This is a genomic window from Nocardioides luteus, from assembly GCF_014648595.1.
GTDB classification, from domain to species: domain Bacteria; phylum Actinomycetota; class Actinomycetes; order Propionibacteriales; family Nocardioidaceae; genus Nocardioides; species Nocardioides luteus.
Window position 1 is genome coordinate 1 of the sequence record NZ_BMRK01000061.1, and the last position, 512, is coordinate 512.

At 66.2% G+C, this 512-nt stretch carries 1 protein-coding gene; it reads right to left on the bottom strand.

The window, feature by feature from the left end; genetic code table 11:
* Positions 1 to 512: hypothetical protein (locus tag IEY81_RS24430; protein WP_229788138.1), on the bottom strand; the 512-nt coding region annotated here is incomplete at both ends.

Genomic DNA, 512 nt, shown 5'->3' on the forward strand with positions numbered 1-512 from the left:
TGTACGGGTGCATTGAAGTGCGTCACGAACTGTGACCCTCCACTCCGCTCGGCGGCGGCCCATGCTCGGAGAGAGGACCCGTGTTGTTCTACCACCACTTCGCCGGATGGCGTGATGTCCCCACGTAGAACGACGCCACCAGCGCCCTTTGCTGCGGCGTTGACGAGGGCCCGGTCGGCTAGGAAGGCCGACGCGTCATCGACCTCCCGCTCGGTGAATGGGTCGCCCTCGAAGTGGCCGCGCGGATCCCGGAGGACGTTCGTTGGGATGGGACTCCCGACTCCAGCTCGCTTCTGCGCGTACATCCAGTCAAGCAACGCGTCACGAGCTGCGACGGCTCGTGCGGCCTGGTTCTGCCGTCGGTCCCGGCGGGCTCGGACTTCAGCAGTTCCAGCATTGCTCGGCGCGATGGACCAGTTCCTGATGCCGCCCATGGTGACTGCGACCTCTAGGAGCCCGTGCTCGCTGAGGGATCCGATGGCGGCGTCGAGTGCCGCTTCGTCCACGTCCTC